This is a genomic window from Micromonospora auratinigra, assembly GCF_900089595.1.
Classification (GTDB): Bacteria; Actinomycetota; Actinomycetes; order Mycobacteriales; family Micromonosporaceae; genus Micromonospora; species Micromonospora auratinigra.
This window is the reverse complement of sequence record NZ_LT594323.1, coordinates 1,802,684-1,828,825: the sequence shown is the minus strand read 5'-3', so window position 1 is coordinate 1,828,825 and position 26,142 is coordinate 1,802,684. Positions and strand designations below refer to the sequence as shown.

The 26,142-nt window shown below is 75.3% G+C and carries 25 protein-coding genes; 13 read left to right on the top strand and 12 right to left on the bottom strand.

Going from position 1 to position 26,142, the window contains the following annotated elements; all coding sequences use genetic code 11:
- Positions 1–28 precede the first annotated feature (28 nt).
- The gene (locus tag GA0070611_RS08325) at positions 29–817 is read left to right on the top strand and encodes a polyprenol monophosphomannose synthase (protein ID WP_091660297.1); all 789 of its coding nucleotides are present in this window, start codon (positions 29–31) and stop codon (positions 815–817) included.
- 55 nt (positions 818–872) lie between these two features.
- Positions 873–1,409, top strand: coding sequence for an FxsA family protein (locus GA0070611_RS08320; protein WP_091660292.1), 537 nt, complete (start codon positions 873–875; stop codon positions 1,407–1,409).
- Positions 1,410–1,469: 60 nt separating this feature from the next.
- Here GA0070611_RS08320 and GA0070611_RS08315 read toward each other — a convergent pair whose 3' ends face one another.
- The gene (locus GA0070611_RS08315; protein ID WP_046564157.1) at positions 1,470–1,811 is read right to left on the bottom strand and encodes an RNA polymerase-binding protein RbpA; all 342 of its coding nucleotides are present in this window, start codon (positions 1,809–1,811) and stop codon (positions 1,470–1,472) included.
- A gap of 222 nt (positions 1,812–2,033) precedes the next feature.
- Here GA0070611_RS08315 and GA0070611_RS08310 point away from each other — a divergent pair, with 222 nt between their 5' ends.
- Complete coding sequence (locus tag GA0070611_RS08310) at positions 2,034–3,515, top strand: peptide MFS transporter (RefSeq protein WP_091660289.1); 1,482 nt, start codon at positions 2,034–2,036, stop codon at positions 3,513–3,515.
- 3 nt (positions 3,516–3,518) lie between these two features.
- Here GA0070611_RS08310 and GA0070611_RS08305 read toward each other — a convergent pair whose 3' ends face one another.
- Genes GA0070611_RS08305 through GA0070611_RS08295 form a run of 3 tightly spaced genes read right to left on the bottom strand, consistent with a single transcriptional unit; the run spans position 3,519 to position 5,550 of the window.
- A complete protein-coding gene (locus GA0070611_RS08305; RefSeq protein WP_091660286.1) occupies positions 3,519–4,106 on the bottom strand; it encodes a pyridoxamine 5'-phosphate oxidase family protein in 588 nt (195 codons plus the stop codon).
- Positions 4,107–4,165: 59 nt separating this feature from the next.
- On the bottom strand, positions 4,166–4,801 hold the full coding sequence (locus GA0070611_RS08300; protein ID WP_091660281.1) for a LysE family translocator: 636 nt from the start codon (positions 4,799–4,801) through the stop codon (positions 4,166–4,168).
- A gap of 2 nt (positions 4,802–4,803) precedes the next feature.
- Positions 4,804–5,550: a metallophosphoesterase gene (locus GA0070611_RS08295; RefSeq protein WP_091660276.1), complete on the bottom strand. Its 747-nt coding sequence runs from the start codon at positions 5,548–5,550 to the stop codon at positions 4,804–4,806.
- A 90-nt stretch (positions 5,551–5,640) separates the two neighbouring features.
- On the opposite strand from GA0070611_RS08295, the gene GA0070611_RS08290 reads away from it, so the two are divergent.
- Positions 5,641–6,243 carry a CGNR zinc finger domain-containing protein gene (locus tag GA0070611_RS08290; protein ID WP_091660272.1) on the top strand — a complete coding sequence of 201 codons (603 nt, stop codon included), beginning with the start codon at positions 5,641–5,643 and terminating at the stop codon, positions 6,241–6,243.
- A 4-nt stretch (positions 6,244–6,247) separates the two neighbouring features.
- On the opposite strand, the gene GA0070611_RS08285 is transcribed toward GA0070611_RS08290, so the two are convergent.
- Both GA0070611_RS08285 and GA0070611_RS08280 read right to left on the bottom strand, forming a co-directional pair.
- Positions 6,248–7,387 (bottom strand): hypothetical protein, encoded by a 1,140-nt coding sequence (locus GA0070611_RS08285; protein ID WP_091660267.1) that lies wholly within the window; start codon positions 7,385–7,387, stop codon positions 6,248–6,250.
- A 12-nt stretch (positions 7,388–7,399) separates the two neighbouring features.
- Positions 7,400–8,734: an MFS transporter gene (locus GA0070611_RS08280; RefSeq protein ID WP_091660262.1), complete on the bottom strand. Its 1,335-nt coding sequence runs from the start codon at positions 8,732–8,734 to the stop codon at positions 7,400–7,402.
- Positions 8,735–8,813: 79 nt separating this feature from the next.
- On the opposite strand from GA0070611_RS08280, the gene GA0070611_RS08275 reads away from it, so the two are divergent.
- Genes GA0070611_RS08275 through GA0070611_RS08260 form a run of 4 tightly spaced genes read left to right on the top strand, consistent with a single transcriptional unit; the run spans position 8,814 to position 12,163 of the window.
- Positions 8,814–9,458: a TetR/AcrR family transcriptional regulator gene (locus tag GA0070611_RS08275; protein ID WP_091672638.1), complete on the top strand. Its 645-nt coding sequence runs from the start codon at positions 8,814–8,816 to the stop codon at positions 9,456–9,458.
- 54 nt (positions 9,459–9,512) lie between these two features.
- Positions 9,513–10,823: a flavin-containing monooxygenase gene (locus tag GA0070611_RS08270; protein WP_091660258.1), complete on the top strand. Its 1,311-nt coding sequence runs from the start codon at positions 9,513–9,515 to the stop codon at positions 10,821–10,823.
- A complete protein-coding gene (locus GA0070611_RS08265; RefSeq protein ID WP_091660253.1) occupies positions 10,820–11,644 on the top strand; it encodes an SDR family NAD(P)-dependent oxidoreductase in 825 nt (274 codons plus the stop codon). Before GA0070611_RS08270 ends, GA0070611_RS08265 begins: the two co-directional genes overlap by 4 nt.
- A 9-nt stretch (positions 11,645–11,653) precedes the next feature.
- The gene (locus GA0070611_RS08260; protein ID WP_091660248.1) at positions 11,654–12,163 is read left to right on the top strand and encodes an NUDIX domain-containing protein; all 510 of its coding nucleotides are present in this window, start codon (positions 11,654–11,656) and stop codon (positions 12,161–12,163) included.
- A 7-nt stretch (positions 12,164–12,170) separates the two neighbouring features.
- Here the strand turns inward: GA0070611_RS08260 and GA0070611_RS08255 are convergent, their stop codons facing one another.
- The 4 genes from GA0070611_RS08255 to GA0070611_RS08240 all read right to left on the bottom strand — a co-directional run bounded on the left by GA0070611_RS08255 (position 12,171) and on the right by GA0070611_RS08240 (position 19,535).
- A complete protein-coding gene (locus tag GA0070611_RS08255; protein WP_091660245.1) occupies positions 12,171–13,211 on the bottom strand; it encodes a LacI family DNA-binding transcriptional regulator in 1,041 nt (346 codons plus the stop codon).
- Positions 13,208–15,640: a beta-glucosidase family protein gene (locus tag GA0070611_RS08250; RefSeq protein WP_091660243.1), complete on the bottom strand. Its 2,433-nt coding sequence runs from the start codon at positions 15,638–15,640 to the stop codon at positions 13,208–13,210. The genes GA0070611_RS08255 and GA0070611_RS08250 overlap by 4 nt, the downstream gene beginning before the upstream one ends.
- A gap of 262 nt (positions 15,641–15,902) precedes the next feature.
- Positions 15,903–17,123: an ROK family transcriptional regulator gene (locus GA0070611_RS08245; protein ID WP_091660241.1), complete on the bottom strand. Its 1,221-nt coding sequence runs from the start codon at positions 17,121–17,123 to the stop codon at positions 15,903–15,905.
- Positions 17,124–17,201: 78 nt separating this feature from the next.
- Entirely contained in the window at positions 17,202–19,535 is a 2,334-nt protein-coding gene (locus GA0070611_RS08240) for a TIM-barrel domain-containing protein (RefSeq protein WP_091660239.1), read from the bottom strand.
- A gap of 145 nt (positions 19,536–19,680) precedes the next feature.
- On the opposite strand from GA0070611_RS08240, the gene GA0070611_RS08235 reads away from it, so the two are divergent.
- From GA0070611_RS08235 to GA0070611_RS08225, 3 genes are all read left to right on the top strand, one after another.
- Complete coding sequence (locus tag GA0070611_RS08235) at positions 19,681–21,678, top strand: beta-galactosidase (RefSeq protein ID WP_197675883.1); 1,998 nt, start codon at positions 19,681–19,683, stop codon at positions 21,676–21,678.
- A gap of 51 nt (positions 21,679–21,729) precedes the next feature.
- Positions 21,730–22,278: a GNAT family N-acetyltransferase gene (locus GA0070611_RS08230; RefSeq protein ID WP_091660234.1), complete on the top strand. Its 549-nt coding sequence runs from the start codon at positions 21,730–21,732 to the stop codon at positions 22,276–22,278.
- Between the two features lie 133 nt (positions 22,279–22,411).
- Positions 22,412–23,398, top strand: coding sequence for an ABC transporter permease (locus GA0070611_RS08225; RefSeq protein ID WP_091672635.1), 987 nt, complete (start codon positions 22,412–22,414; stop codon positions 23,396–23,398).
- A gap of 10 nt (positions 23,399–23,408) precedes the next feature.
- Here GA0070611_RS08225 and GA0070611_RS08220 read toward each other — a convergent pair whose 3' ends face one another.
- Both GA0070611_RS08220 and GA0070611_RS08215 read right to left on the bottom strand, forming a co-directional pair.
- Positions 23,409–24,128, bottom strand: coding sequence for a sulfite exporter TauE/SafE family protein (locus GA0070611_RS08220; protein ID WP_091660231.1), 720 nt, complete (start codon positions 24,126–24,128; stop codon positions 23,409–23,411).
- Positions 24,125–24,628: a YkvA family protein gene (locus GA0070611_RS08215; protein ID WP_091660228.1), complete on the bottom strand. Its 504-nt coding sequence runs from the start codon at positions 24,626–24,628 to the stop codon at positions 24,125–24,127. Before GA0070611_RS08215 ends, GA0070611_RS08220 begins: the two co-directional genes overlap by 4 nt.
- A 139-nt stretch (positions 24,629–24,767) precedes the next feature.
- Between GA0070611_RS08215 and GA0070611_RS08210 the strand changes: the two genes are divergently transcribed.
- The gene (locus tag GA0070611_RS08210; protein ID WP_231921368.1) at positions 24,768–25,256 is read left to right on the top strand and encodes a DnaJ family domain-containing protein; all 489 of its coding nucleotides are present in this window, start codon (positions 24,768–24,770) and stop codon (positions 25,254–25,256) included.
- 71 nt (positions 25,257–25,327) lie between these two features.
- The gene (locus GA0070611_RS08205) at positions 25,328–26,101 is read left to right on the top strand and encodes an SIR2 family NAD-dependent protein deacylase (protein WP_167604412.1); all 774 of its coding nucleotides are present in this window, start codon (positions 25,328–25,330) and stop codon (positions 26,099–26,101) included.
- Positions 26,102–26,142: the final 41 nt, after the last annotated feature.

The following is a 26,142-nucleotide window of genomic DNA, read 5'->3' as shown; positions in this document are numbered from 1 at the left end:
CACCGGCCGGCGGGGAGGCGGGACGACGGTGGTCGTGGCAGCCGACAGACGCACGGTCGGCCATCCCGGAGTGGGTCGGGTGCTGGTGGTCATCCCCACCTACAACGAGGCCGACAACGTCGAGCGGATCGTGGCCCGGGTACGCGCGGCCGCGCCCGGCGTGGACATCCTCGTCGCCGACGACAACAGCCCCGACGGCACCGGCGCGATCGCCGACCGGCTGGCCGGCGTCGACCCGCACGTGCACGTCCTGCACCGGCCCGGCAAGGAGGGCCTCGGCGCGGCGTACCTGGCCGGTTTCGGGTGGGCCCGTCGCCGCGGCTACGACGCCGTGGTGGAGATGGACGCCGACGGCTCGCACGCCCCGGAGGACCTGCCGGCGCTGCTGGACGCCGCCCGCGACGCCGACGTGGTGATCGGCTCGCGGTGGACCCGCGGCGCCCGGGTGCTGAACTGGCCGCTGCGGCGGCTGCTGCTCTCGCGTGGCGGCAACCTGTACGCGCGGCTGGCCCTGCGGATGCCGGTCTCCGACGCCACCGGCGGCTACCGGGTGTACCGGGCGGCCGCGCTGGACGCCATCGACCTGGCGTCGGTGCGCTCACAGGGGTACGCGTTCCAGGTGGAGCTGTCGCGGCTGGCGCACCGCGCCGGGGTGCGGATGGTGGAGGTGCCGATCACGTTCGCCGAGCGGGAGCACGGCGACAGCAAGATGAGCCCGCTGATCGTGGCCGAGGCGCTGTGGCGGATCACCCGGTGGGGGTGGCGGGACCGGCGGGTCGACGCGCGTCGCCCGGCCGCGCTGTCGCGGTGGCCGTGAGCGCCGCCGTGTCATGCTGGAGGGGCGTGATGACGCCCCTGGCTGATGAGGTGAGATGCGCCGAGGACTGAGGTACGTACCGCCGGCCCTGCTGCTGCTGGCGGTGCTGGAGCTTGCCGTGTTCGTCCTGGTGGGTCGGGGCATCGGTTTCGGGTCGGCGGTGCTGCTGGTGTTCGCGGCGTCGCTGCTCGGGCTGGTGCTGCTGCGTCGGGAGGGGATGCGGGCGTGGCGGGGCTTCCGGGCGTCGCTGGAGTCCCGGCAGCCGCCCGGCCGGCAGGTCACCGACGGGCTCGTCGGCTTGGCCGGTGCGCTGCTGCTGGCGCTGCCCGGCCTGGTCAGCGGGGTGGTGGGGCTGCTGTTGCTGGTGCCGCCGGTGCGCCGGCTGGCGCGCGGCGCGGTGCAGCGCACCGCCGAGCACCGGGTGTCGTCGATGGTCGCCGGTGACCTGTTCGGGCCCCGGGTGGTGCGGGTGCGCCGCGGCGCCCCGCAGCCGCCGCCGACGGCGCCACCCTCGGCGACGGTGCAGCAGCCGATCACGGTGGAGCCGGGCCCGGCCATCGAGGGTGAGATCGTCGAGCCCGGCCGACCCTGACGGACGGCACGAAAACGCCCCCGGGTGATCCCGGGGGCGTTTCGCGCGTTCGGTGTTGCGTCAGGCGCGGCCGCGCCGGGTACGGACCTCCTGCAGCCGCTCGGCGAGGATGTCCTCCAGCTCGGCGATGGAACGCCGCTCCAGCAGCATGTCCCAGTGGGTACGCGGCGGCTTGGCCTTCTTCTGCTCCGGCTCGCTGCCGTCGACCAACCGGGCCACGCTGCCGTCGAACTTGCACTCCCAGGTCGTGGGGACCTCGGCGTCGACGGCGAACGGCACCTCGAACTGGTGTCCCTTGGCGCACAGGTACTCGCGGGTCTGACGCGGCGCGAGCTCGGTGTTGCGGTCGGATTCGTAGCTGACCGCGCCCAGGCGGCTTCCGCGCAGCATGCGCTCGCCCATGATCGGCTTCCCCTCGTCGTGGTGCTGGTCTTCTCGGTGTAACGGTGTGTCTGCGTCGGGGCATTCCCGCCCCGGCCGGCGGGTTTCGCCCGGAGCGGACCCTGCAAGGGTAGCTGGCCATGACAGCACCCCGGCGGGGTCGTCCCCGGCCGGGGAGAAACGGTGGAGTGTTTCGCCTGTCAACGGGGATGTTAGCCGCCTGCACCGCTGCGGGAGGTGAGCATGACCAGTGACGCGCCGGCCGAGGCCCGGCCGCCCGGCGGGAAGACCTTCTTCGGTCACCCACGGGCGCTGTCGACCCTCTTCCTCACCGAGATGTGGGAGCGGTTCAGCTTCTACGGCATGCGCGCCATCCTGGTGCTGTATCTCACCGCGGCGGTCGCCGACGACGGGCTGGGCATCCGCGAGTCCACCGCGAACGCCGTCTACGGCACGTACAACGCGATGGTCTACCTGATGGCGCTGCCGGGCGGCTGGGTCGCCGACCGGCTGCTGGGCGCGCGCCGCAGCGTGCTGTGGGGCGGCATCGTGATCGCCGCCGGGCACTACGTGATGGCCGTGCCCACCGGGTGGAGCGTGTTCGCCGGCATGACCCTGATCGTGCTCGGCACCGGACTGCTCAAACCCAACATCTCCACCATGGTCGGCGACCTGTACGACCGGGACTCGCCGCGCCGCGACGCCGGCTTCTCGATCTTTTACATGGGCATCAACCTGGGCGCGTTCATCGCCCCGTTGATCACCGGTTTCCTCGGCGAGAAGATCAACTGGCACCTGGGGTTCGGGGCCGCCGCGATCGGCATGACCTTCGGTGTGCTGCAGTACGTGCTGGGCGCGCGCAACCTCGGTGACGCCGGGGCCCGGCCGGCCGACCCGCTGCTCGGTGCGGACCGGCGCCGCGCGCTGACCCGCATCGGCGTGGTGACCCTCGCCGTGCTGGTGGTCCTCGCCGTGCTGGCCCTGTTCGGCTTCTTCACCGTCAACACCGTGGTCAACCTGCTCACCGTGGTCACCGTGCTGGTCGCCGTCGGCTACTTCGCGCGGATCCTCACCGACCGGGAGATCAGCGCGACCGAACGCAGCCGGATGAAGGCGTACACCTGGTTGTTCGTCTTCGCCGCCGCGTTCTGGCTGATCTACGACCAGGCCGGGTCGGTGCTGAACATCTTCGCCGCCGACCGCACCGACCGCGACGTGCTGGGTTTCACCTTCCCGGCGTCCTGGCTGCAGTCGGTGAACCCGATCCTGATCATCATCGGCGCGCCGCTGGCCGCCTGGCTGTGGCTGCGGCTGGGGCACCGGGTCTCCACGCCGATGAAGTTCGCCGTCGGTCTGGTCCTCAACGGCCTGTCGTTCGTGCTGATGGCCGCCGCCGCGCAGGCCGCCGTCGGCGGCGGCCTGGTCTCGCCGTGGTGGCTGGTCGCCGTGTACGCCATCCAGGTCGCCGGTGAGCTGTCGCTGAGCCCGGTGGGCCTGTCGGCCACCAGCAAGCTCGCCCCGGTCAAGTACGCCAGCCAGATGATGGGGCTGTGGTTCCTGGCCTCCGCCGTGGGCGACGCGATCGGCGGGCAGGTGGCCCGGCTGGCCGAGACCTGGCCGGAGCCGACCTACTTCCTCACCTTCGGGTTGGCCTCGGTGCTGCTGGGCCTGGGCGCGGTGATGTTCACCCGGCACATCCGGCACCTGATGGCCGGCATCCACTGACCGCTACGACGCCGGGGTGGGCGGCAGCGGCAGGGGCAGGCCGGGCAGGCCGTCGATGCTGGTGGCCACGTGCTCCTTGCCGGCGAAGTACGCGCTCAGCGACGCGTCGTCCTCGCGGGCGAAACGCCGGGCGTGCAGGTCCCGGTCGGTCCGGTAGGTCATCAGCGGGACGTTGTAGCCGCAGGTGTCGCGGACCAGTTCGGCGCGGACCAGCACGATCGCGCGCAGGCCGTGGTCGCTCGGGTCGATGTCGAAGTGCCGCAGCAGTTGTGGCCAGCGGGGGTCGTCGCGGAACACCGGCTCGCCGCGCCCGTGCACCCGCACGATGTTCGGCGGCCCGTCGAAGGCGCACCACATCAGCGTGATGCGGCCGTTCTCCCGCAGGTGGGCGATCGTCTCGGCGTTGCTGCCGGCGAAGTCCAGGTAGGCCACCGTCAGCTCGTCGAGCACCGCGAACGAGCCGCGCAGCCCCTTCGGGGACAGGTTGATCGTGCCGTCGCCCGCGAGGGGGGCGGTGGCGGTGAAGAACATCGGCTGCGCCTCGATGAAGCCGCGCAGCCGCCCGTCGATGCACGCGTACGTCTTTCCCACGCCTCGCATCATCGTCCGGGTACCGGGGCCGCCGCTGCCCCGTCCCAGCCGGTGGCGTCTTACGGCAGCGCGGCGCGCACCCCGAGCGCGAGCAGGACCGCGCCGGTGAGCCGGTCGAGCAACCGGCGTACCCGGGCGGCGCGCAACAGCCGGGCGGCGGCCCCGCAGACCGCGGTCCAGCCGGCCAGCCAACAGGTGTGCAGGGCAGCGTGCGCCGTGGCGAGCACCAGCATCGGCACCAGCACGGGCCGGCCCGGCTGCAGGAACTGCGGGGCGAGGGTCAGGTAGATCGCCGCGGCCTTGGGATTGAGCACGTTGCCGAGCAGTGCCTGTGGGAAGGGGTGATGCCCCCGCCACGGCAGCCGCCTGGTGGCGGGCGTCCGCCGCCGGGCCGGTGCCCGCGGCCGGCGGGTGGAGGTCCAGAGCAGCCAGAGCCCCAGCCCGGCCAGGTAGCCCGCGCCGACCAGCTTGACCAGCCAGAACGCCTGTGACGAGCGGAGCACGAGTGCCGCGAGGCCCAGCGCGGCCAGGGTGGCGTGCAGGTAGAGCCCGGTCACCGTGCCCAGGATCACCCACCAACCCTGCCGACGACCTCCGGCGGCCACCCGGGACACGACGAGGGTCAGGCTGGCGCCCGGCGTGGTGGTGATCGGCGCGACGGCGGCGAGAAAGCCCAGGACAGCGACCCCGCGCACGCTCAGGGCACCACGCGGTAGTGGGTGGTGAGCAGCCCGGTGTCGTCGTAGACGTGAAAGGCGACGCCGGGTGGCTGGCTTTGGGTGGCCAGTGGACCCGCGCCCTCCCACGGCATCCGCAGGGTGGAGACCACGCCGGGCGCGATCCGCAGTGGACGATCGGCGAAGGTGCTCGCGGCGGCGGTGTGGAAGTGCCCGGTCAGCACGGCCACGACCTGCGGATGGGCGGCGACCAGCTCGGCCAGGGGATCAGCCGGCAGCAGCCGCATCGCATCGACGACCGGGTGGTGCAGCGCCACCGGCGGATGGTGCAGGGCGATGAATGTCGGCGTACCGGCGGGCACCGCGGCCAACTCGGCGGCGAGCCAGTCGAGCGTCTCCGCGTCGAGGTGACCATGGTCCTCGCCGGGTACGGAGGAGTCGGCGAGGAGAAAGGATGCGCCGGCCACGTCGTGCCGGGCGTTGATCGGCCCGTCGCCGCCGCTGTCGTCGCCGAGCAGCCCCTTGCGGTACGCGTCGCGCACGTCGTGGTTGCCCGGACACACCAGCACGGGCGTGGGGGACGCGAACAGCCGCGCCGCCGTCTCGTACTCGGCCACCTCGCCGTGGTCGGCCACGTCCCCGGTGATCAGGATCGCGTCTACCGGTCGGGCCAGCGCGTTCAGGTGGTCCATCACCCGGGCGGTCCGTTCCGCCGAGCGGGGATGGCCGTCGATGTGCGTGTCGCTGAGGTGGGCGATGATCACCAAGGAGAACCTCCTAATGGCTTTTACTGGCTGAGGCATTAGTGAAGCTACAGTCGTCCGTGACGACCCCACAAGACCGCACCGGAGGAGAACGTGACCCCGCACCTCGCGCTCGCGCTGGCCGGCACCATCCGGCACGACGGCAACGGGGGAGTCGCCGACGACCTCGGCGACGTGGCCAGCCTGGCCGCCTGGCTGCGTACCCGGGCTCCGCTGCTGCGCGGGTACGTCGGCGCGGTCGAGTCGCTCGTCGGGTCCGCCGACGAGGCGACCCGGGCCGAGGTGGTGGCGGTACGCCGGGCGGTGCGTACCCTCTTCGCGGTGGCCGTGCGGCCCGGGCCGCCGAGCCGGGCGGACTCCTCGTCGTTGCTGCCGCCGGAGGAAGCCGTCGAGCGGCTCAACCGTGCGGCCGGCGCGCTACCGGTCCACCCGGTACTGCGGTGGCCGGACGGCGCCGCACCGAGCCTCAGCTGGGTGGGTGAGCCGGCCGACGCCCGGGTGCGGCTCACGGCCGGGCTGGCCCGGGCCGCCGTCGAGTTCCTCACCGGACCGGCCCGCGACCAGTTGCGTGCCTGCCCGGCGCCCCGCTGCGTCCGCTACTTCGTCAAGGACCACCCGCGCCAGGAATGGTGCAAACCGTCCTGCGGCAACCGGGCCCGGGTCGCCCGCCACTACCAGCGGCACACCGCCCGCTGACCAATCAGCCGGTGCGGGTGCTCAGCCGCGCCAGAGCGCTGGCCAGGTCGCTGACCTGGTCGGCGAGCTGCCCGGCCCGACGCTGGGCGGCGTCGCGGTCGGCCTCGGCGGCGGCCAGCCGTACCGTCAGCTCCGCCAGCCGGGCCTCGGCGGCGCCGGCTGCCTGCCGGGCGGCGGCCAGCTCGGCGGCGAGCGCGTCGCGTTCGCCGGTCCGGGCGGCCAACACGCCGCGGGCGTCCTCGGTCTCGGCCCGGGCGGCCGTGGCGGCGGCGTCGGCCTGCTCCCGCGCGGTCTGCGCGGCCCGCTGCTCCGCCCGGGCCTGCTCGGCCTGCGCCCGGGCCTGCTCGGTCTCCTGCCGGGCCTGCGCGGCCGCCGCGCGGGCGGCCTCGGTCTCGGTGCGCGCCCGGTCGGCGTCGGTGCGCAGCTGCTGGGCGCGGGTCAGGGCCTCGCCGGCCGAGCGGGTGGCCCGTTCGGCGTCGGCGCGGGCCGCGTCGCGCTCGGCGGTCAGGTCGGTGCCCCGGCGCCGCTCGCCGTCGAGTTCGCCGCGCAGGGTCCGCAGCTCGTGGCGGGCCGCGTCGCGGTCCCGTTCGGCCTGCACCCGCAGGGCCTGCGCGGCGGCGGCGTCGCCGCGCGCCTCGTCGCGGGCCGCCTCGGCGCTGCGGGCGGCCCCGGTGGCGCGGGTGGCCTCGGACTCGGCTCGTTCGGCGCGCTCCCGGGCGGCGTCGCGCTCGGCCGTGGCGGCCTGCGCCTGCTGCCGGTGCCGGGCGGCGGTCGCGGCGGCGTCCTCGGCGTCGCGGCGGGCCTCGTCGCGGGCGGTGTGCGCGGCGGCCACCTGGGTGGCCGTCTCGGCGCGCAGCTCGGCGAGCTGCCGCTCCACCCCGGCCGGGGAGAGTTCGGCGTGCAGCGCCTCGGTGAGGGTCTCCACGAGCTGGTCGAGGCGGTCCACCGCCTCCCAGGTGCGGGCCACCTGACCGGGCAGGCCGGGGGAGTTGCGGTGACGCATCCGCGAGTTGCGCGAGGCGCGCTGGCAGGCGCCGTCGTTGTCGCGGCAGTAGCGGAACGGGCGGCCCGCGCCGGCGCGTTGCGGCACCTCGCGTCCGCAGTGGGCGCAGGGGCGGGTGTCCGGGGCTGGCTGGGCGTCCATCGAGGGCGGAGTCTAGTGGCCGGCGCGGGCCGCGTGGTCGAGGGTGTAGCGGCGTTGCAGCAGCACCGCGCCGAGCATCACCACGGCCGGCAGCAGCCCGAAGCCGTACCGGATGGCGGCGTGCGCGGCCGTCGACTGGGTGACGGCCTGCCCGGCGGTGGAGGCGACGAAGCCGCCGGCGGCCAGGCAGAGGGCGTACGCGTACGGGCCCAGCGCCGCGCCGGTCGCCTCGGTGGCCGTCCACACCCCGGTGTACGTGCCGGCGCGCGCGGCCCCGGCCGCGTTGATGACGTCGGGCAGCATCGCGAACGGCAGCAGCTGCATGCCGGCGAAGGCCACCCCGAGCACCGCCACCGCGGCGACGAGCACCGGCAGGCCGGCCGGCCTGCCGACGGCGAGGACCAGCGCGCCGAGCGCGAAGGCGGCCTGCGCGCCCAGCAGCGCCCGCTGCTTGCCGACCCGGCGGGCCACCGCCAGCCAGCCGGGGGTCACCACCAGCGCGGGCGCGACGAACGCGGCGACCAGCACGGTGGTCAGCCGGGGCCGGCCCAGCTCGTACTCGGCGTAGTAGGGCACCCCGGCCAGCACCAGGTGGGTGGTGGTCGACATGGCCAGGTACGCCCCGGCCAGCGCGCGGAACTGCCGGTCGCGCAGGCTCGCCGTCAGGGCCCGCCAACCGTCGGGGCCGGCCGGCGCCGGATTCGCGGCGGCGCGGCGGCGCAGCCGGTCGATCCCGGTGACACCGACCAGCATCGCGGCCAGCATCCCGGCGGCGAGCAGCAGGCCCATCCGCTGGTAGCCGCCGCGCGTCGGCGCGTCGCCGCCGGCCAGCAGCGGCGCGAGCAGCCCGGAGAGCAGGATGCCGACGGTGAGCACGACCATCCGGAAGGCCATCAGCCGGGTCCGCTCGTGGTAGCCGATCCGCAGGTCCGCGGGGGTGGCCAGGTAGGGGACCTGGTAGGCGGCGAAGAGCAGGTTCCCGGCGATGAAGAACAGCGCCACCCACGCCGCCGCGGCGGCACCGGTCAGCCCGCCGGGTACGGCGAAGAGCGCGGCGAACCCCACCGGCAGGACGCAGCCGGCCAGCAGCAGCCGGCGGCGGTGACCCCGGCGGGCCTGCTCGACGTCGCAGCGGTGCCCGATCCACGGGTGCAGCAGCACGTCGGCGACCTTGGGCAGCAGCAGGGTCAGCCCGGCCAGCCACGGGGCGACCGCGAGGGTGTCGGTGAGGAAGTAGAGCAGCAGCAGCCCCGGCACGGTGACCCAGATGCCCATCCCGAGCGATCCGGTGGCGAACCCGGCCAGTGGGCCACGTGGCAGGGTCGCCCCGGCGTCGGACCCGCTCATCTCGCCGTCCTTCCTTGGGCGCGCCGCCCCTACAATCCAACGGATGATGGATTGTAGGGGGAACAATGGCCGGATGACCATGCCCCGACGCCGGCCGGGCCGGCCGCGCCGCGACGACCAGCGACCCACCCGCGACCTCGTGCTGGACGCCGCCACCGCGCTCTTCGCCGCCCGTGGCTTCGACGCCGTGGCCCTGCGCGACGTGGCCGCCGCCGCCGGGGTCGACGTGGCCACCGTCGCCCACCACACCGGCAGCAAGGGCGCGCTCTACGACGCCTGCTTCGCCCGGGTCTTCACCGCCGAGCGGCGGGTCCTCGAAGCGGCCGGCGAGCAGGCCCGGGCGGCGCTGTCGGCCGGGCCGCACGAGGCGCTGCGGGCGCTGCACGACCTGGTCGACGTTTTCGTCGACTTCCTGGAGGACCGGCCCGAGACCACCGCGCTGTGGCTGCGCCGCTGGCTGGAGCCGCAGCGCCACGCCGAACTGGACGCGCGCTACGCCGCCCCGCTGTACGGACTCGTCGAGCAGTTGCTGGCCGCCGCCGCGCAGCGCGGGGCGCTGGTCGAGCCCGCGCCGCACGTGACCGTACGCAGCCTGGTCTGGGCAGTGCACGGGCACGTGGTGGCCCTGGCCGCGCAGCGCGGATCGCAGGCCCGGGAGCGGCGGGAGTTCCGCGCCTTCGTGCACCGCTTCCTCGACGGGCTGTACCCGCCGGCCGGCTCTTGACGGCTCGCCCCGCCCCGTAGATTATCCATCGGGCGTTGGATTAAGGAGGCGGGTATGACGGCACAGCCCAGGGTGGCGGTGGTCGGCGCCGGGTCGGCCGGACTGGCCACCCTCAAGGCGCTGCGCGACGCCGGCGTGGCGGCGGTGGCGTACGAGAGCGCCGACACCGTCGGCGGCCTCTGGGTGTACGGCGCCCCCGGCTCGCCCGCGTACCGGACGCTGCACCTGAACACCAGCCGGGGCCGCACCCAGTTCGCCGACCACCCGATGCCGGCCGACTGGCCCGACTACCCGGACCACTCCCGCGTCGCCGGCTACCTCGCCGACTACGCCGACCGGTTCGCGCTGCGCCCGATGATCCGCTTCGGCCACACCGTCGAGCGGGTCGAGCGCGCCGGCGACGGCTGGACGGTGCACGCCACCGGACCGGACGGACCGCTCCGGGCCGACGTCGAGGCGGTGGTGGTCGCCAACGGCCACAACCGGACGCCGAAACTGCCCGAGCCCTACCCCGGCGAGTGCGCCGCCCAGCAGCTGCACAGCCACGACTACCGGGGCCCCGAGCAGCTCACCGGCCGCCGCGTCCTGGTCGTCGGCGGCGGCAACTCCGCCATGGACATCGCCGTCGACGCCTCGTACGCCGCCCGCCGGACCCTGCTGTCGCTGCGCCGCGGCGTCTGGGTGGTGCCCAAGTACCTGCTCGGCCGCCCCGCCGACACCCTCAACGGGGCGCTGGCGCGCCGGCTGCCCTGGCGGCTGCGACAGCGGATCAGTCAGGGCATGCTCACCGCCACCGTCGGGCCACCCACCCGCTACGGGCTGCCCGCACCCACCCACGGCTTCCTGCAGGACCACCCCACCCTCTCCGACGCGCTGCTGTCCCGGCTCACCCACGGCGAGATCGAGGCCCGGCCCGGCATCGCCCGCTTCGCCGGGCACCGGGTCGAGTTCACCGACGGCCGCGTCGACGAGGTGGACCTGGTGGTGTGGTGCACCGGCTACCGGGTGGTGGTGCCCTTCCTGGACGCGGAGCTGCTCGGCGACGGCGCCGACCGGCTGCCGCTGTACCGGCACGTGTTCCACCTCGACGCGCCCGGGCTGGCGTTCGTCGGGCTGATGCAGTCCACCGGTGCGGCGTTCCCGCTGGTGGAGGCGCAGGCCCGGCTGGTCGCCGCACGGCTCGCCGGCCGGTGGGCACCCCCGGACCCGGCCACCCAGGCCGCCGCCTGCCGCGCCGAACTGCGCGCCGCCACCACCCGGTGGGGACACCGCCGCCCGCACCTGCGGGTCGACTTCGACGCGTACCTGGCCGAGCTGGAGCGCGAGCTGGCCGCCGGGCGACGCCGCGCGGGGGTGCCGGCATGAGCGCGCTCACCGGCCGGCGGGTGCTGGTCACCGGGGCGCGCGGCACCTTCGGCCGGCACCTGTGCGCCGCCCTCACCGCCGCCGGGGCCCGGGTCGTCGGGCTGGACCTGCACGCCGACGAGGACGCCGAGGTGCCGGTGCTCGGTTGCGACCTGACCGACCAGGCGGCCGTCCCGCCGGCGGTGGCCGCCGCCGTGGACCGCCTCGGCGGGTTGGACCTGCTGGTCAACAACGCCGGTGTCGGGGGCCCCGCCCCCGCCGAGCTGCCCCCCGACGAGGTCGTCCGCCGGCAGTTGGAGGTCAACCTGCTGGCCGCCTGGCGGACCACGGCGGCGGCGCTGCCGGCCCTGGAGGCGTCGCGCGGGCGGGTGGTCTTCGTGGCCAGCCGGATGGCCGTGCTGCCGCTGCCGCTCGCCGCCGCGTACGGGGTGAGCAAGCGGGCCCTGGTCGCCTACGCCGACGCGCTGCGCCACGAGGTCGGCACCCACGTCGGGGTCAGCGTCGTCTACCCCAGCATGGTCGCCTCACCGATCCACGACAGCACCGAACGGGCCGGACTGTCGCTGAACGGGGTGTCCCGCGCGGAACCGGTCGAGGGGGTCGTCGCGGCCATCCTGCGGGCCGCCACCGCACGCCGGGCGCCCCGCGACGTCGCCACCACCCGGCGGGGCCGCGTCGAGCTGGCCCTGGCCCGGCACGCGCCCGCCCTCGCCGACCGGCTGGTGCGGCGTACCGTCGCCGGCCGGATCGCCGCCGGTGACCTGGACGGCGCTGCGCTGGCGGCCGGCATGGTACGGCGGCACCGGCCCACCGACCGGTAGGGTGCCGGGATGCCGCTGTCGCCCTACATCGCCCGGATGCGTCGCCACATCGGTGCCGAGCTGCTGATGCTCTACGGGGTGAGCGCGGTGGTGACCGACGACGCCGGGTGGCTGCTGCTGGCCCGCCGGGGCGACAACGGCCGCTGGTCCATCCCGGCCGGCGTGGTCGACCCGGGCGAGCAGCCCGCCGACGCGCTCGTGCGCGAGGTCCGCGAGGAGACCGGCGTCGAGGTGGTCGTCGAGCGGATCGGCGGCGTCGCCACCCACCCGGTGGTCTACCCCAACGGCGACGCCTGCGAATACCTCAACGTCTGGTTCCACTGTCGACCGGTCGGCGGCGCGCCCACCGCCGACGGCGACGAGTCCCTCGCGGTCGACTGGTTCGCCCCGGACGACCTGCCGGAGCTGGACGACTGGTCCCGGCTGCGGATCAGCACCGCGCTGCGGACCGAGCCGGCCGCCTGGTTCGCCGCGCCGGGCGAGCACCACCCGGCGCTGCACCGACCCGACAACCTCTGACCGCCCGTCACCGGCCGGCGGCGCCGCCGTCCCGGACGGCGCTGGTGTCGCGGACGGTGAGCCGCGGCGGCAGCAGCGTCACCTCCGGCACCGGCTCACCGGACAGCCGCCGCATCAGCAGCCCCACCGCCTGTCGGCCGACCTCCTCGGCGGGCACCGGCACACAGCTCAGCCCCGACTGCTCGGCGAACTGGTCCGGGCAGATGGCCACCACCGACACGTCCTGCGGCACCCGACGGCCCAAGGACGGCAGCGTGGCCAGCACCGGGCCCACCGCCGACTCGTTCTGCACCACCAGGCCGGTGACGTCGGGATGGCGCTCCAGCAGGGCCGCCAGGTCCGCGCGGACCGCCGCCGGCCCCTCCTCGCAGGGCAGCGTCACCGCCTCGACGCCGAGGCGGCCGGCGGCCTCGACCACCCCGGCCCGGGTCCGGTGCGCGAAACCGGTGCCCCGCGCGTACACCGCGGCCGGGGCCCCGAGCAGCGCCACCTTCCGGTGCCCGGCCGCGGCCAGGTGCTCGACGCACAGCTCCCCGGCGCGGCGGAAGTCCAGATCCACACAGGCCAGCGCGGTGCTGTCGGCGGGATGCCCGATCAGCACGCTGGGCAACGGCAGCTCCCGCAGCAGCGGCGCGCGGGAGTCCTCCAGCTCGACGTCCATCAGCAGCACCCCGTCGACCATGGCGCTGCCGGCGATGCGGTGCAGCCCCGCCGGCCCCTCGTCGGAGGTCACCAGCAGCACGTCGTGGTCGTGCCGGCGGGCGGTGGTGACCACGGCGGTCGCGAACTGCATCACCACCGGCACCTGCATGCCGGTGCGCAGCGGCAGCACCAGGGCGATCACGTTCGCCTTGCGGCTGGCCAGCGCGCGGGCCCCCGCGTGAGGGTGGTACCCGAGGGCGCGGACACTGGCCAGCACCCGGTCGCGGGTCACCGCCGAGATGGTGCGCTTGCCGCTGAGCACGTACGACACGGTGCTCGCCGCGACGCCCGCGTGCCGGGCCACGTCGGCGATGGTGACCTGCTCGCCGCCGGCGCGCCCGCTCACCGGGCCACCCCGGCGGGCTCGGCGGGGGCGTGCGGCGCCGCCGTGCTGCCGGTCACGGTGACCGCCCCGACCAGTCGGATGTCGTGTGCCGAGCGCCCCACCAGCAGGCTGTGCGTGGCGTCCTCCACCACCATGGCCCCGCGCGTCTCGTCCCACCAGGACAGCTCCGCGGTGCGCAGCCGCAGGACCACCCGACCGGTACGCCCCGGATCGAGGGTCACCCGGGCGAAGTCGTGCAGCCGGCGCAGCGGCTGCTTGACCCGGGAACGACGCTGGCGGGTGTAGAGCTGCACCACCTCGGTGCCGCGGCGGGTGCCGGTGTTGGTGACCTCGACGCTCACCTCGACCTCCTCGCCGACGTGCGCCGTGCCGGCGGCGCACCGCAGGTCAGCGTAGTCGAAGCAGGCGTAGCTGAGGCCGTGCCCGAACGGGTACAGCGGCTCGCCCCGGTGGTAGAGGTAGGTGGCGTCGGCGCCGATGATGTCGTAGTCGAGCAGCTCCGGCAGGTCGGCCGTGTCGGCGTACCAGGTCTGGGTCAGTCGCCCGGTCGGGTCGGTGTCGCCGAGCAGCACGTCGGCCAGGGCGTTGCCGTGCTCCTGACCGCCGTGCGAGGTCCACAGCACCGCCGGCAGGTGTTCCTGCGCCCAGCCCAGCGCGTACGGGTAGCTACTGGTCACCACCAGCACCGTGCGCGGGTTGGCGGCGTGCACGGCGCGCAGCAGGGCGGCCTGGCCGGCCGGCAGGTCGAGGTCGGCGCGGTCCTCGGTCTCGCGCCCGTTGACCATCGGGTGGTTGCCCAGCGCCACCACGGCCACATCGGCCGCGGCGGCCAGCGCGGCCGCCGCGGCGGCCCCGTCGGCGACCAGCTCGGGCGTGAACACGGCCGCCGCGTCGACGTCCGCCCCGGCCACGAGCCGCCCGGCGCCGTCCACGCTCACGTAACCGTCGGTGGCCAGGTGGTGCAGCAGTACGGTGCCGTCGGCGCGGTACCGGAACCGGAACGTCTCCCGGACCACCCAGTCGCCCGGGCCGGGCCGGTCGTTGACCAGCACGCCGTCGTCGCGCGCCCCGACGTGCCGGCCATTGCCGAGCGCCCGCAACGCCACCACACCCTGGCCCCAGTCGTACACCTCGAATCCGGTCGGCTCGTCGGCCAGGGCCAGCGGGCCGCCGTCGGCGGTGTCCGGGCAGCCGACGTGGCGGTCACCGACGCGCAGGGTGATCCGGTCGGCGCCGGTGTGGGTACGCACCTCGGGCAGCCGGGCGGCCAGCCCCGCGTACGCGCTGACCGCGTACGGCAGGGTGCCGCTGTACCAGTCGGTGTGCACGGCGTCGGCGAGCGGGCCGAGCACCGCCACCCGGTGGCCCGCCGCGGGGGAGAGGGGCAGCAGTCCGTCGTTGCGCAGCAGCACGATCGCCTGGCGGGCCGCCTCGCGGGCCAGCTGCCGGTGCGCCGGGCGCTCGGTCGCGTCGACCGGCACGTCGGCGTACGGGTCGTCGCCGTCGAGGTCGCCCAGGCGCAGCCGGACACTGAGGACGCGCCGTACCGCCCGGTCCACGTGGGACTCGTCGATCAGCCCCCGCCGCAGCGCCTCGGTCATCCGCCGCACGGTGGGGGCGCTGTCCCGGTCGTCCTCGGTGAAGCTGTCGATGCCGGCGCGCAGCGCGGCGGCGAACCCCTCGACGTGGTCGGGCAGGTGTGCCTGCACGCCGGCGATGTTGCCGACCGCCCCGGCGTCGCCGACCACCAGGATCTCGTCGTCGGCCCAGCCGCGCAGGGCACCGTCGATCAGCGGGCTCAGGTGCGCGGGGAGCCCGTCGACGCGGTTGTACGAGGCCATCACCGCCACCGCCGCGCCGGCCTCGATCGGGGCCCGGAAAGCGGGCAGCTCGTACTCGTGCAGCACCCGGGGCGGCAGGTTGCTGGAGGTGACCGCCCGGTCGGTCTCGTTGTTGTAGCCGAGGAAGTGCTTGACCGTCGGTGCGGTCCGCAGCCGTCGCGGGTGCGCGCCGCGCAGTCCCCCCGCGTACGCGGTGGCCAGCCGGCCGGTGAGCCACGGGTCCTCGGACCAGCCTTCCTCGTTGCGCCCCCAGCGGGGGTCGCGCAGCGGGTTGACCACCGGCGCCCACACGTTCAGCCCGACCTGGTGCGGGTCGGCGCGGTGCTTGGCGCGCACCTCGTCGCCCACGGCCGCGCCGACGGTGCGGATCAGCTCGGGGTTCCAGGTGGCGGCCAGCCCGATCGCCTGGGGGAAGACGGTGGCGGGGCCGAGCCAGGCGACGCCGTGCAGCGCCTCCGTGCCGGTCCGGAACGACGGTAGGCCGAGTCGGGGCACCGGAGCCTGCCACTGGTGCAGCAGGCCGAGCTTCTCGGGCAGGGTGAGCCGGGCCAGCAGGTCGTCGAGCCGGCGGGCGGTGGGGTCGGTCATCGCGGGGGCCTTCCGTGGGCGTGCGGTGCGGCCAAGGCGTCGAATCGCTTCGACGACCGTGCGGCGAGCGGCCGCGCGAACGGTGGTGGGGTGGGGTGTGCCGGCCGGCGGCGAGTCGGCCCGGAACGCGTGGTGAAGCGCTTCGACGACCGCCGGAAAACATGCCGCCCCGACCTGCCCTGTGCCGGGAACGGCGTACCGAGGTTGGCACCCGCACACCGCCGCGGTCAAGGCCCGGATCGACGTCCGTGCCCGGGCGGCCTCAGCCGGCCGGTAGCCGGCCCGCCTCGATCGCGGACAGCGCGGCGGTGGCGCCACCGAGCGCGCCGGCGGTCGCGCCGAGGGTGCTCGCCTCCAACCGGCAGCCGCCGGCCGGCGGGGCGAGAGTGGCGGCGGCGAGCGCGGTGCGGGCCGGGGGCAGCAGCCACGGCGCCAGGGTCGCGAAGTGCCCACCCACCACGATCACCTCCGGGTCGAGCAGGTTGACCAGGACGGACAGCCCGTGGCCGAGCTGCCGCCCGACGTCGGCGAGCCCGTCCAGGACGGCAGCGTCCCCGGCCCGGGCGAGCGCCTGGATCCGGTCGAGTTCCGGCAGGTAGTCGGTGACCGGACCGTCCCGGGTGGCATCCGGCAGCAGGCGGCGCACCACGGCGTCCACGCCGGTCAGCGCGGCCAGGCAGCCGCGCCGGCCGCAGGCGCAGGCCGGTCCGGCCGGATCCAGCGGCACGTGCCCCAGCTCGCCGGCGAAGCCCCGGCCGCCGCGCAGCGGCCGGCCGCCGCTGACCAGGCCGGCGGCGACCGAGACGCCGCCGGTGAGGTGCACCAGGTCGGCCGCGCCGGCGTACGCGCCGTGGCGCTGCTCGGCCAGGACGGCGAGGTTGGCGTCGGTGTCGATGCCGACGGCGAAGCCCGGCTCACGCAGCACGCGGCGCAGCTCGGCGGCGAGCGGCACGGCGCGCCAGCCGAGCACGGGCGCGAGCGGTACGCCGCCGTCGGTGTCGACCAGGCCGGGCACGCCTGCGGTGAGGCCGAGCACGGTGCGACCCTGGCCGGTGACCCGGTTCGCCGCCCGGCGGGCCAGGGCGGCCAGCGCCTGTACGGTCTCGGCCGGGGAGGCGGCCGGCGCGGCGAAGGCGCGCCGCCAGGTGAGCAGCCGGTTCCCGCCGAGGTCCACCGCGACGACCACGATCTCGTCGGCGCCGACCTGCAGGCCCAGCCCGACGTACGGCTCGCCGTCGAGGACGAGCATGGTGGCCGGTCGGCCGACCCGGTTCTCGGTCAGCCCGGTCTCGCGCAGCAGCCGCCGGTCGATCAGCTCGGTGACCAGGCTGGAGACGGTGGCCTTGTTGAGCCCGGTGGCGGCCGCGATGTCGGCCCGGGAGCAGGGCGCGTGCCGGCGGACGTGCCGCAGGACCACGGCCCGGTTGGCCACCCGGACGTCCCCGAGGTCGGTCGGCTGCGGTGGGGTGTGGATGCTGATCACGGGCGCCGCCCACTTCTTTCGGCTGGAAATCCAACTAACTCTACCGTGCCGGCGGGCGCCCGGCGCCGCGCCGCCCGCTCAGCCGGGGAACCAGGCCCGGAACGGGGTCGGCGGCAGCGCCTCACCGTTGAGCAGCACCCGGCGCGGGCAGTCCGCCCCGACCACGCTGACCCGGCGGACGTCCAGCGGTCCGTCCACCCGGATCCGCAGGGTGTCACCGTCGCGGGCGGCGGTGATCGTGGTGTCCCCGGTGACGTCGCCGAGCACGGCACGGCCGTCCACCCCGCCCCAGGCGACCAGCGTGACGTCCCGGAACGGCCCGTCGGCGACGGTGCCGGCCGGTGCCACCTCGGGGATCAGCGCGCCGTGCCGGACGTAGAGCGGCAGCCGGTCCAGCGGCACCTCGACCCGCAGATGGCGGCCGCCGGCGTGCCGCTCTCCGGTGGTCGCGTCGAGCCAGTCGTCCCCGGCCGGCAGGTAGACGTCGCGTCGCCCGGACGGGTCCAGCACCGGCGCGACCAGCAGGTCGGGGCCCAGCCGGTACTGCAGGTCGGTGGCCCAGGCGGTCGGGTCGTCGGGGGTGTCGAGCAGCAGGGCCCGCAGCATCGGCGTCCCGGTCCGCGCGGCGGCCACCGCCACCGACCAGAGGTACGGCAGCAGCCGGTAGCGCAACCGCAGCGCGGCGACCGCGTCACGTTCCGCCTCCGGCGGGAAGTCCCAGGGCAGCCGGCTGGTGGTGCCGTGCAGCCGCACCAGCGGGGAGAGCGCGCCGAACTGGGTCCACCGGACGTACAGGTCCGCCTCGGGGGTGCCGTGGAAACCGCCGGTGTCGTGGCTCCAGAACGGCACTCCCGACAGCCCGTGCGAGAGGCCGCCGCGCAGGGTGCTGGCCAGCCCGGGCCAGGTGGCGTTGACGTCGCCGCTCCACTGGGCGCTGTGCCGCTGCCCGCCCAGGTACGAGGAGCGGGCCCACACCGTACGGTGTCCGGCCACCTCCTCCGTGACGTCGGCGACCACGTCGTTGAAGAGCAGGGCGTACACGTTGTGCAGCTCGACCCCGGTCATGCCGTTGTGCGCCACCGCGTCGGCCGGCACCCCCTCGGCGAAGTCGGTCTTGAACACCGCGACGCCCTGCGTCAGCAGCGGTCGCAGCAGGCCCTGGAACCAGCGCACCGCCGCGGGGTTGGTCAGGTCCACGATGGCGCAGACCGGGTAGCTGCCGTGCCACGTGTCGGCGACGTACGTGCTGCCGTCGGCGCGGCGCAGGAAGTAGCCGGCGGCCTCGGCGTCGGCGTAGAGCGGGCTGTCGGTCATCAGGTACGGGTTCATCCAGAGACAGACCCGCAAGCCCTGCTCGGCGAGGGTCTTGAGCATGCCGGCGGGGTCGGGGAACGCCTGCTCGTCCCAGCGCAGCTCGGACCAGCGGCCGGCGACCTGCCAGTAGCAGTCCAGGTGCAGCACGTCGCAGGGGATGTCGCGCTCGCGGATCAGCCGGGCCCGCTTCAGCACCCGCTGCTGGCTGTCCGGGAAGAAGCCGGAGGAGATCCAGGCCCCGAACGCCCAGCGGGGCGGCAGGTAGGGCCGGCCGGTGAGCCGGTCGAAGCGGTCGAGCACCTCGGTGGGGGTCGGCCCGGCGAGCACGTAGTAGTCGAGCAGGTCGTCGGGGACCAGCAGCTGCACGCTGCTGTGGGTGGAGGCGCAGACGTCGAACTGCACGGGCAGTCCGCTGTCCACGAGCAGCCCGTAGCCCCGGTTGGACAGGTAGAACGGCACGTTCTTGTGGGAGCGGTCGGACTCGCCGCCGAAGGCGTCGAAGTTCCACATCAGCGGCCGTTGCCCGCGCTTGTCCAGCGGGGTGAACTTCTCCCCGAAGCCCACGAAGCGTTCGTCGCCGAAAGCGGTGAAGCTCTCGTGCCAGGCGACCGGCGTGCCGTCGACGGTGGAGCGGCCCAGCGGTAGGGTGCGGCGCCGGCCGCTGATGTCGTGGGTGCCGCCGTCGGTGGCCAGCAGCAGTTGCCCGTCGGGGCGCAGGAACCGCAGCCCCCAGGGGGCGAGGCGGATCTCGGCGACCACCGCGCCCGCGTCGACGTGCGCGTAGCTGTCGTCGACGGTGACCACGGCCGGGTGGGGCGCGGGGTGCACCAGGGACAGCGCGCGGGCGGAGCGGCTGCGGGCGTCGAGATCCTCGGCGAGGCGTACCCGGATGATGCCGTCGCCGGCGGCCTCGACCCGGGCGACCAGCAGCTCGCCGGCGGAGGTGGTGACGGTGAGGGTGACCCCGTGCGGGTCGGTGCCGGCGACCTCGGCCCGGACCACGTCGCTGGCCCCCTGCTCGCCGGGCGCGCGGACCGGCAGGTCCGGTGGGTCGGCGACGAAGGTCTCGTAGGGGACCAGGGGCGGGCGGTACGGCATCGACGTCTCCTCGCGACAGCCGGCACGGACGGCACCCCAGTTTCTTTGGATCCCCAACTAACTGTCAATGTCATCCGGGATTGACTTGGCTTTGGCCTGTCCATAATTTGAACACCTCCTCAACAAAAGGATTGGGTGTCGGGCGATGTGGGACGACGATCGGCTCTGCTACGGCGGTGACTGGAACCCGGAGCAGTGGCCGGTCGAGGTCTGGCACGAGGACGTCGCGCTGATGCGCCGGGCCGGCGTCAACCTGGTCACCATCGGGGTGTTCGCCTGGTCCCGCCTCGAACCGGCCCCCGGCCGCTACACCCTCGGCTGGCTCGACGAGGTCCTCGACCTGCTGCACGACAACGGCATCCGGGCCGCCCTGGCCACCCCGACCGCGTCGCCGCCACCCTGGTTCAGCCTCGCGCACCCGGGGGCGCTGCCGGTCACCGCCGACGGGGTGCGGCTGCACCACGGCAGCCGGGACACCTACTGTGCCGCCGCGCCCGCCTACCGGGCCGCCGCCCGCCGGATCGCCGGGGTGCTCGCCGACCGGTACGCCCACCACCCGGCGCTGGCGCTGTGGCACGTGCACAACGAGTACGGCACCATCTGCCACTGCGCGTACGCCGACGCGGCGTTCCGCCGCTGGCTGGCCGGACGCTACGGCGACCTCGACGCGCTCAACGCCGCTTGGGTGACCAGCTTCTGGGGCCAGCACTACTCGGACTGGGCGCAGGTCAGCGGCCCGCGCGCCACGCAGTACCTGGCCAACCCCGGCCAACTGCTCGACCACCGCCGGTTCTGGTCGGACACCCTGCTGGCCGCGTACGCCGAACAGCGCGACCTGCTGCGGGCGGCGAACCCGGCGGTGCCGGTGACCACCAACTACGTGCTCGGCGACTGGGTGCCCGTCGACCACGCCCGCTGGGCCGCCCAGGTCGACCTGGTCGCCGTCGACCACTACCCGTCCGCGGTGGACGGCGGCGCCGAGGAACAGACCGCGCTCGCCGCCGACCTGGCCCGCGGCTGGGCCCGGCACGGCCACGGCCCGGACGCCGGCTGGCTGCTGATGGAGAGCGCACCGAACCAGATCCACACCGCCGGCGGCCGGATGCACGCCAAGGAGCCCGGCCGGATGATCCGGCACAGCCTGGCCCACGTGGCCCGCGGCTCGCGCGGGGTGATGTTCTTCCAGTGGCGCGCGCCGGCCGGCGGCGCGGAGCGGTTCCACTCGGCGGTGGTGCCGCACGCCGGCCCGGACAGCCGGGTGTTCCGCGAGGCGACCCGCCTCGGTGGGCTGCTGGCCCGCATCGGCGAGGCGGCCACCGGCCGGGTCGAGGCCGGCGTGGCCATCGCCACGGACGCCGGTAGCGGCTGGGCGCTGCGACACCCGGGGATGCCGGCGCCCGGGCTGGACCACCCGGCCGAGGTGGCCGCCGCGCACCGGGCCCTGTGGCGCGCCGGCATCACCGCTGACCTGGTCACGCCGGGCGACCCGCTCGACGGCTACCGGCTGCTCGTGCTGCCCGCCCTGTACCTGGCCGGCGAGCCGGACGTCGACTGGGTCCGCCGGTACGTCCACGGTGGCGGGCACCTGCTGGTCACCTGGCTCAGCGGCGTGGCCGACGAGCACGCCCGGGTCCGGACCGGCGGTCACCCGGGCGCGTTCCGCGACCTGCTCGGTGTCCGGGTCGAGGAGTTCCATCCGCTGGCCGAGGACGAACGGGTGCCGTTGACCAGCGGCGGCATCGGCCGGATCTGGTCCGAGACCGTGCACCTGGCGGGCGCGGAAACGGTCACCGCGTACATCGGTGGGGTGCTGGACGGCTCGCCGGCGGTCACCCGGCACCGGGTCGGCGCCGCGCTCAGCTGGTACGTCTCGACCCGCCCCGACGACGAGACGTACCGGCGGCTGCTCGTCGAGGCCGCCCGGGCCGCCGGCGTCACCCCGGTCTGCCCGCAGGCGCCACCGGGGGTCGAGGCGGTACGCCGCCGGTCCGGGGACCGCAGCTGGCTGTTCCTGCTCAACCACACCGGCCGGCCGCAGCGCATTCCCGCGCTCGGGCGGGAGCTGGTCACCGGCGAGGCGGTCGACGAGGCGGTCACCGTCGCGGCCGGTGGGGTGGCCGTGCTGCGCGAGACGCCGTGGTGAGCCCCGCGCGCGGGGCTCCCGCCGCGCCCTCCGGTCGGCGAGAATGCCCGGATGTCCATCGTCCTGCACGCCCCGGCCACCCCCACCGCCCCCGACCTCGTGCTCCGGCCGTGGCGGGCGGACGACCTCGACGCGGTGCTGGAGGCGTACCGGGACCCGGTGCTGCGCAGCTGGACCCGGCGACCGGTCACCACCCCGGCCGAGGCCCGGGCCTTCCTGCGTCGCAGTGACCAGGGCTGGGCCGCCGACCGGCGGTTCAGCTTCGCGGTGCTGGAGCGCACCCCGGACGGGGAGCGCGTGGCCGCCAACGTGGTGCTCAAGGAGGTCACCCCCGGCCGCCCGGACGCCGAGGTGGGCTACTGGACGGCCGCCCCGGCGCGGGGACGCGGGGTGGCGCCGCGCGCCGTCGACGCGGTCAGCGCCTGGGCGTTCGCGCGCTTCGCCGCGACCGGGCTGACCCGGCTGGAGCTGCTGCACCAGGTGGACAACCCGGCCTCCTGCCGGGTGGCGCAGAAGTGCGGGTACGTCTTCGCGGAGGTGCTGCCCGCCCACCCGCCGTTCCCGCGCGACGGGCACCGCCACATCCGACAGCGGCCCTGAGCACCGTCGCTTCTGTCCGGTTGTGTCCGTCGCGGCACCCGGCGCGCGATGGTTGCCGATACCGTGGTCGGCATCGGCAACGCCGGCCGCGCGGGTGCGCCGCGCCCGCGCCGAGCGGAGCGAGGTGCGGCTCATGTCCGACCCGAGTACCGCGTCGATGGTCTCGACGCCCCCCGCGACCATGCCCACCGAGGCCGGCTCCGGCGCGCCCACCGACGCCGGCCTGCCCGAGCGCGTCCGCCGCCAGCAGGAGCCGCGCGGGCTGCTCGGTGACGCCTGGCTCGACCTGCGCCGCAAGCCGCTGTTCTGGATCTCGGCCACGATCATCGTGGTGTTCCTGGTGATGGCGGCGTTCCCCCAGCTGTTCACCTCCGGTGACCCGGTCAACGGTTCGCTGTCGCGCAGCCGCGTCGAGCCGTCCGCCGACGCCTGGTTCGGCTACGACGTGCAGGGCCGCGACGTCTACGCCCGCACCATCTACGGCGCGCGGGCCTCCATCGTGGTGGCGGTGCTGTCCACCCTGGGCGTCCTGCTGATCGGCGGGGCGATGGGCCTGATCGCCGGCTACCGGGGCGGCTGGGTCGACGGCCTGCTGTCGCGGATCGCCGACATCTTCTTCGGGCTGCCGTTCGTGCTCGGCGCCATCGTCATCCTGACCACCTTCAACGGCGCCGGCACCGACAACAGCGAATGGCAGATCATGGCCCTGGTCACCGCTTCCATGGTGGTGCTGATGTGGCCCGTGGTGATGCGGTTGATGCGCTCGTCGGTGCTGGCCACCAAGGAGGCCGACTACATCGTGGCGGCCCGCGCGCTCGGCGCCGGCACCGGCCGCATCGTCCTCAAGCACCTGCTGCCGAACTGCCTGGCCCCGCTGCTGGTCTACGGCACGATCATGGTCGGCTCGTTCATCGGCGCCGAGGCCACCCTGTCCTTCCTGGGCATCGGCCTGAAGACCCCCGTCGTGTCCTGGGGCATCATGATCAGCGAGGCGCAGCAGTACATCCGGGTCTCGCCGTACCTCCTCTTCTTCCCGGCCGCGTTCCTGGTCACCGCGGTGCTCAGCTTCGTCATGCTGGGCGAGGCGGTGCGCGAGGCCCTCGACCCGAAGCTGCGCTGAGCCGTCCCGCTCAGCGCCCGGCGAGGAAGAGCAGCGCCGCCGCCACCAGGCCCGCCTCGACCAGCGCCACGAAGGCCCGGTCGCTGATCCGCCCGACGACGCGCCGACCGACCCACGCGCCGGCGAGGGTGGCCGGGGTCAGCGCCGCCCCGAGCAGCAGCACCCGGCCGGAGAGCAGTCCCGCCGCCGCGTACCCGGCGGTCTTCGACAGGTGCAGGGTCAGCGCGGCGGCCGCCTCGGTGCCCACGTACGCCGCCCGGGTCAGCCCGTACGCCAGGAAGAACGGCGCGGTGAGCGGCCCGACCGAGCCGAGCAGCGCCGACCCGATGCCGGAGGCCGCGCCGACCGCCACGAAGGACCGCTCGCTCGGACGGCCCGGTGCGCGACCGCAGCGTCGCCACACGACGACCGCCAGCAGGAACACCCCGAGCAGCCGCTTGAGCGCGGCGAGCGGCGCGTGCGCCAGCAGCAGCGCCCCGGCCAGCGCGAACGGCACCGCCCCGGCGGCGAACCGGCCGACCAGCCGCGGGCGCAGCTCCCGGCGGTTCAGCCACACCCGGGCGGCGTTGCTGGACAGCTGCGCGAGCGTGAGCACCGGCACCGCCACCCGCAACCCGAACAACGCGGTGAACACCGGCAGCAGCAGCACCCCGCCCCCGAACCCGGTCACCGCGGAGAGCGCGGCCAGCAGGAACGCCGCCGCCGAGGCGACCAGCAGCGTCGCCGTCACTCAGCGGCCGGGCGGTCCGGCCCCGGGGCCACCGGTCCGGTACCCGGGTGGTCCGGCGCAGGGCTCACCGTTGCGGTACCCGGGTGGTCCGGCGCGGGGCTCACCGCACCACCGGCCGGGCCGAGCAGACGCAGCAGCAGCCGGGGCTCGCCGGGCCACGCGTCGAGCAGCACCTGTCGGGGCACCTGCCGGCCGGCGTAGCGCAGGGCCAGGGCGACCACCACGATGTCGTCGAGCGGGCCGATGACCGGCAGGAACTCGGGGATGAGGTCGATCGGGCTGGCCAGCCAGATCCCCGCCACGACGATGGCCACCTTGGCGCGTGGCGGCACCCGGGGGTCGCGGCGCAGCCGGCGCACGGTGGTCAGGCAGTCGGGGATGAACGCGGCCAGGTCGCGCAGGATGCCCGGCGGCAGCCGCCGGGCCAGCAGCACCAGCAGCGCCCAACTGGCCAGCAGGCACGCCACGGCCATGCCGAGACCGATCAGCCAGTCGCGCACGCCACCGACACCTCCCCGGACCGACCGCCGGCCCCTGGCGAATGTACGCCCCACCGACCCCGGCCGCCTGCGGGGAATGCGTTCCTGCCGGCGGGCGCTGACCAGGGACGGGAGCGGCGGATACGGTGGAGCGCGGGAGGTGACGACGGTGACGTACGGCTGGGAGGCGTCGGTCGAGGCGCAGATCCGCTCGGCGCAGGAACGCGGCGAGTTCGACAACCTGCCCGGCGCCGGCCGGCCGATCCCGGGCCGGAACCTGCCGTACGACGAGTCGTGGTGGATCAAGAGTTTCCTGGAGCGCGAACAGCTCCCGTCGGACCTGCTGCTGCCCACCCCGCTGCAGCTGCGTCGCCGCGTCGAGCAGCTCCCCGACGAGCTGCGGGACCTGCCCACCGAGCAGGCCGTCCGGACGTACGTCGCCGCGCTGAACACGGAGATCGTGGCCTGGCTGCGGGCGCCGACAGGCCCGCGGGTGGTGGTCCGCCCGGTCAACGTCGACGACGCGGTACGCCGCTGGCGCACCGAGCGGCAGCACCGCGCGGCCACCGTCGCCACCACCGCGCCGCCGGCTCCCCCCGCGCCGACGCGTCCTCGCCGGTGGTGGCGGCTGCCGTGGCGGCGACGCTGACCGCCTGATCAGCCCCGGAACCGGCGAAAAGCACTCGCGGGACAGGACGACCGCTTCCTACCCTGACCGCCATGGACACGACGGGGGAGTGGGCCCGGGGGATCACCCGGGTGGCGGTGCTGACCGGCGCGGGTATCTCCACCGACTCCGGGATCCCGGACTACCGGGGCCCCGACGGGCTGTGGACGCGCGACCCCGCCGCGCTGGACGCCTTCACCTACGACCGGTTCCGGCGCGACCCGGAGGCCCGCGCCCGGTTCTGGCGCACCTACGCCGAGCACCCCGCCTGGCGGGCCGAGCCGAACGTCGCCCACCGGGCGCTGGTCGCGCTGCGCGACGCCGGCACCGCCGTGCGGGTGCTCACCCAGAACGTCGACGGCCTGCACCAGCGGGCCGGCCTGGCCGACCGGACCGTCCTGGAGCTGCACGGCACCATCCACCGGACCCGGTGCACCGGCTGCGGGGCCACCACCCCGACGCCGCCGGTGCTGGCCCGGGTCCGGGCCGGCGAGGAGGATCCGACCTGCGGCGGGTGCGGCGCGGTCCTCGCCCTCGCGGTGACGCTCTTCGGCGAGTACCTCGACGGGCAGGTGCTCGACCACGCCCGCCGGATCGCCGCCGTCTCCCCACTGCTGCTGGCGGTGGGCAGCTCGCTGCGGGTCGAGCCGGCCGCCTCGCTCTGCGCCGTCGCGGTCGAGGCGGGTGCCCGCCTGATCATCGTCAACCGCGACGAGACGCCCTACGACCACCTCGCCGACGAGGTGATCCGCGAGCCGATCGGATCGGCGCTGCCCCGGATCGTCGCCGCGCTGATCGCCGGCCGGGACCTGACGCCGGCGCGCTGAGCACGGGACCCGGCAGCGCGCCGGCCTGTGCGACCATCGCA

What these genes read in the sequence shown, in the direction of transcription:
- GA0070611_RS08320 (WP_091660292.1), top strand. Translation starts at nt 873, where the DNA reads ATGCGCCGAGGACTGAGGTACGTACCGCCGGCCCTGCTGCTGCTGGCG.
- GA0070611_RS08315 (WP_046564157.1), bottom strand. Translation starts at nt 1,811, where the DNA reads ATGGGCGAGCGCATGCTGCGCGGAAGCCGCCTGGGCGCGGTCAGCTAC.
- GA0070611_RS08310 (WP_091660289.1), top strand. Translation starts at nt 2,034, where the DNA reads ATGACCAGTGACGCGCCGGCCGAGGCCCGGCCGCCCGGCGGGAAGACC.
- GA0070611_RS08285 (WP_091660267.1), bottom strand. Translation starts at nt 7,387, where the DNA reads ATGGACGCCCAGCCAGCCCCGGACACCCGCCCCTGCGCCCACTGCGGA.
- GA0070611_RS08280 (WP_091660262.1), bottom strand. Translation starts at nt 8,734, where the DNA reads ATGAGCGGGTCCGACGCCGGGGCGACCCTGCCACGTGGCCCACTGGCC.
- GA0070611_RS08275 (WP_091672638.1), top strand. Translation starts at nt 8,814, where the DNA reads ATGCCCCGACGCCGGCCGGGCCGGCCGCGCCGCGACGACCAGCGACCC.
- GA0070611_RS08270 (WP_091660258.1), top strand. Translation starts at nt 9,513, where the DNA reads ATGACGGCACAGCCCAGGGTGGCGGTGGTCGGCGCCGGGTCGGCCGGA.
- GA0070611_RS08265 (WP_091660253.1), top strand. Translation starts at nt 10,820, where the DNA reads ATGAGCGCGCTCACCGGCCGGCGGGTGCTGGTCACCGGGGCGCGCGGC.
- GA0070611_RS08260 (WP_091660248.1), top strand. Translation starts at nt 11,654, where the DNA reads ATGCCGCTGTCGCCCTACATCGCCCGGATGCGTCGCCACATCGGTGCC.
- GA0070611_RS08250 (WP_091660243.1), bottom strand. Translation starts at nt 15,640, where the DNA reads ATGACCGACCCCACCGCCCGCCGGCTCGACGACCTGCTGGCCCGGCTC.
- GA0070611_RS08240 (WP_091660239.1), bottom strand. Translation starts at nt 19,535, where the DNA reads ATGCCGTACCGCCCGCCCCTGGTCCCCTACGAGACCTTCGTCGCCGAC.
- GA0070611_RS08235 (WP_197675883.1), top strand. Translation starts at nt 19,681, where the DNA reads ATGTGGGACGACGATCGGCTCTGCTACGGCGGTGACTGGAACCCGGAG.
- GA0070611_RS08230 (WP_091660234.1), top strand. Translation starts at nt 21,730, where the DNA reads ATGTCCATCGTCCTGCACGCCCCGGCCACCCCCACCGCCCCCGACCTC.
- GA0070611_RS08225 (WP_091672635.1), top strand. Translation starts at nt 22,412, where the DNA reads ATGTCCGACCCGAGTACCGCGTCGATGGTCTCGACGCCCCCCGCGACC.
- GA0070611_RS08205 (WP_167604412.1), top strand. Translation starts at nt 25,328, where the DNA reads ATGGACACGACGGGGGAGTGGGCCCGGGGGATCACCCGGGTGGCGGTG.